The 3,362-nt window shown below is 57.0% G+C and carries 2 protein-coding genes and 1 pseudogene; 2 read left to right on the top strand and 1 reads right to left on the bottom strand.

Annotated elements, in window-relative coordinates:
* Positions 1 to 143 precede the first annotated feature (143 nt).
* Positions 144 to 365 carry a hypothetical protein gene (locus AC630_RS46155; protein ID WP_208866955.1) on the top strand — a complete coding sequence of 74 codons (222 nt, stop codon included), beginning with the start codon at positions 144 to 146 and terminating at the stop codon, positions 363 to 365.
* Positions 366 to 1,210: 845 nt separating this feature from the next.
* On the opposite strand, the gene AC630_RS04020 is transcribed toward AC630_RS46155, so the two are convergent.
* Complete coding sequence (locus tag AC630_RS04020) at positions 1,211 to 2,020, bottom strand: effector protein NopP (protein ID WP_074117183.1); 810 nt, start codon at positions 2,018 to 2,020, stop codon at positions 1,211 to 1,213.
* Between the two features lie 1,214 nt (positions 2,021 to 3,234).
* On the opposite strand from AC630_RS04020, the pseudogene AC630_RS43390 reads away from it, so the two are divergent.
* A pseudogene (locus tag AC630_RS43390) lies at positions 3,235 to 3,362 on the top strand (IS3 family transposase); the annotation flags it as partial.

Consider the following 3,362-nt stretch of genomic DNA (forward strand, 5'->3'; position numbering starts at 1 on the left):
AGCGGTCATCCCAACCGCGACATCGACCAGCTATTGCCTTGGGCCTACCGCGCTCAAGCCCTCAAAGCCGTGGCCTGAGAACGACGCTTACGCTTGAGCTGCTTGACAGCGTCTTGATTGCAGTCCCGGGAGACCTACGCGTATTGAACACGAAGGGCGTTGTTCTCGACAACGAAGGCCGTCACGATGAAGCGCAAGCGCTATATCGGCAAGCTCTCACAACGGCGACTGATAATTCGATGCTGCGCAACAACCTCAAGCTCTCGATCGCACTTGAAGAGAAGGCCAAACCGCAAGCGCGAGGCCTAGAGCTACTTCAGCCGGCCCATCCATGGTGCAATCGCGTTAGCGCCGTTGTTCGCTAACGACACATTTACTGCGCTGTTTGGCAGGTCGATCACGGCTTAGCCCTCATTGCGTGGTCCTCTACTGGCCAACGGGCTGGTCGCGATCCAGTCTGCAAATGCTTGATCATCTCCGGCGCTTGGATTCGGGCGTGCTGGCTTTGACACTCATGTCTGCCTTCCGGCGACCTGGTGGGTGCGATGGCAGCGCACTTGCTGCGTTTCTCTACAGCTACGCCGAAGAAACATTGGGCGCGAGCGCGAGCAATTTGCATTGCATGTCGCACCGGCCAAGGCCGTCGTATTGAGAATAGATCAAGGACGATTTACCGACTGCAACCGAGAACATTGCACTCGGTCGATTTGGAGAGGAGAAGTGCCTGCTCAACACCTTACTCAAGCGACTCGGCCGGGAGGCCGTAGACACACCTGGCCAAACGGATCGAAAGCCTCAGCCGCGAGACCGCAATGACAAATTCCGCGATGGTGCCAGCCGGCATCTGGGGTCGCCTTCCACCTTAAGACGCCTCCACTGCCGACAAACGATGTTGATCTTAGCCCTACTTCCCTACACAGATCTCTCGACATCTCTTTAGATTTGGCGTCTTCGATCGAAGCGGCCGAAGACACTTATAGCGCTCAGATGGTTGGCATCAAAACGGAGAAAAGCCCCGGCTCGAAGCCGAGGCTTTTGTTGAGCTATTCATTGCCGCGCAACTCTCACAAGCGCCGCGGTGCCGTTGTTACAGGACACCTCATCCCGTCGAAGTGGTCGGTTTCGCTCGGCCCAAGCCTCTACATAAGCCGACGATGTCAGCTTACGTTGCTCCACCGCCTGCCGCAACATGAATGCTTGCAGATCCGCGTTACATAAAGTCACCGTCCTCGTCGGAACCTGCTGTAACTTCAGTATCACTGTCCGCTTTGGAGAGATAACGCCGAGAACTAGTTGCACGCTGCCATTCACCGGCGCTGTTTATCTCCCACTTTCCGGACTGGGTGGGATCGAGCACCATGTCGTCCTCATCCACTTCAACGAACCCCATTGTCTGTGCGCGGGCTTTCGCTTCTGCATTAGCAGGACGCCAGTTCACCAAGGGCCGTTCGCCGTCTTGCCGAAGTTGATGCTCGAGCAGAATATCGCCAGCGTTCGTGACAAGGGGATGAGCAACCTGGAAATCGACAATTGAGGTGACTTCACTTCGTCCAGGGAACTGTTCTCGCCATCTATCGCTTTCGAAATCAGTCATGCTGAACCCGCCCTCCGTTCTTTGGAGGCCGACGCTCATATTTCCTAATTGGTAGCTGTAATATCTGGCCTCTTCGGAATCTCTTCTGATGCCGTACTCCTTGGCAACTCCTGCTGTGCGCTTAGCTCTTTCGGATACAAACTCAGAGTACTCGTGTGGATTGTTGGCGATTCGGTTGATTTCGTCGCCATGAAAGTTCCTCACCTCTCTCCTGAAAGTAGCTCTGTCGATCTCGACCACAGGAGGTCTTGAAACGAGGGAATAATGCGGCCGCGAAGATGAGCTGCCAGCCGAATCCTGCAATCGCATCCGAGCGAACGCATCCGCGAAGCCTTGGCCTTCGGCATCCGCGTGTTCAGCGTTAGCTCCTCGATAGTAGGTTTCATCCGACGGAATATCGGACCAATCGTTAATTCGACCGTACATGGCGACAGCGCTCCTTTGGATCATAAGTGTTGCATTGTCTTCGGGTCATTTGACCTTATCCCGCCTGTAGACAACTTAGCTGTCCATAAGCTGACGCCAGCAGATAGATGGAAGACAGATGGGCTGACAGGTCTAATGGCATCCAGTTGCGCCGGTGGGGTGCTGGTCGGTAGCTCGGCCATTTGGCTTGCCCTCACAGGCGCTTTCCTGCACCCGGTGTCAAACGCCATCCGGAACTGCCGCCTTTACGTCATGAAGAACCGCCTCCACCCTCGGGTTCATGATGTTGGTTGGATCCGCCGCTGACGGGAGGTGGGAGGAGCCGACCAGACGGGCGTCAGCGGCGGGCGGCCTGATGAGGCCGCTCTTTCACTTGGCGCGGAGCTTCTCTGACGTGGGCCAAGGCTCCCACCTGTCCTGATTGTGGTGGCGTCATGCGCATCAACGTGCGCTTTCGACACAGCTCCAGTCGTTCCGGCGCTCCAACCCGATCGTTCCGGTGCGACACATCGTGAGCCAATTTATGCCGTGCGCGAAGATCGTCATTCGTTATTATGATCCCATCGTCTCGATCATCGCAGACGCTGCCGAATCCGCGCGGCCAAACAGCCCGCCGGAAACTATTCGATGCAGCGGGCCATCGATCGCGACCGTCTGTAAAATGCTCTCTGTCTCAAGTTTCCGCCATTGTGTAACCAAAACGTCGCCGCGACAGCTCCGCAGTCTGCCGATAGCAACCCGCGATCTCAAACTATCCCCATAGCCGCACCACCGTGCATATTCTCACGCGCCTTCGTTCAATCCGGCTTCAATGAGGTCGCGGTAGAAGCGCTTCAGATTAGTCCTTCCTGTGTGACGAAGTGGAAGAATCTGCGGCGGGAGACCGGGAGCGTTCCTCCCGGCAAGATCGGCGGTCACAAGAAGCCGGTTCTGTCCGGCTCCAATGCCGACTGGCCGCGCAAGCGCATTCGCTCCGGCCCATTCACTTTGCGGAAGCTCACGCAGGAACTGGCTGCGCGCGGGATCAACACAGACGTACGGGCGGTGTGGACGTTCCTTCACGCCGAAGGGCTAAGCTTCAAAATAAACGATCCTGCCGGCCGAACTAGACCGTCCCGACATCGCGCGTAAGCGGACGCGCTGGAAGACCGATCAGGGCAGGATTGAACCGTCCCGGGTTTGCCGGAGGCTCCAACTCCTGAGAGGATGGAGCCATGACAAGCAAGACGACGAACAAGTTTTCACCCGAGGTCCGGGACCGAGCGGTTCGGATGGTTCTGGATCACGCAAGCGAGCATCCCTCGCGCTGGGCGGCAGTGACATCGATTGCGGCCAAGATCGG

Origin of the sequence: Bradyrhizobium sp. AS23.2 (assembly GCF_001908185.1) — a bacterium.
GTDB lineage: Bacteria > Pseudomonadota > Alphaproteobacteria > Rhizobiales > Xanthobacteraceae > Bradyrhizobium.

Excerpts from the sequence above, each read along its gene's own strand:
- AC630_RS04020 (WP_074117183.1), bottom strand. The coding sequence starts at position 2,020 with ATGTACGGTCGAATTAACGATTGGTCCGATATTCCGTCGGATGAAACC.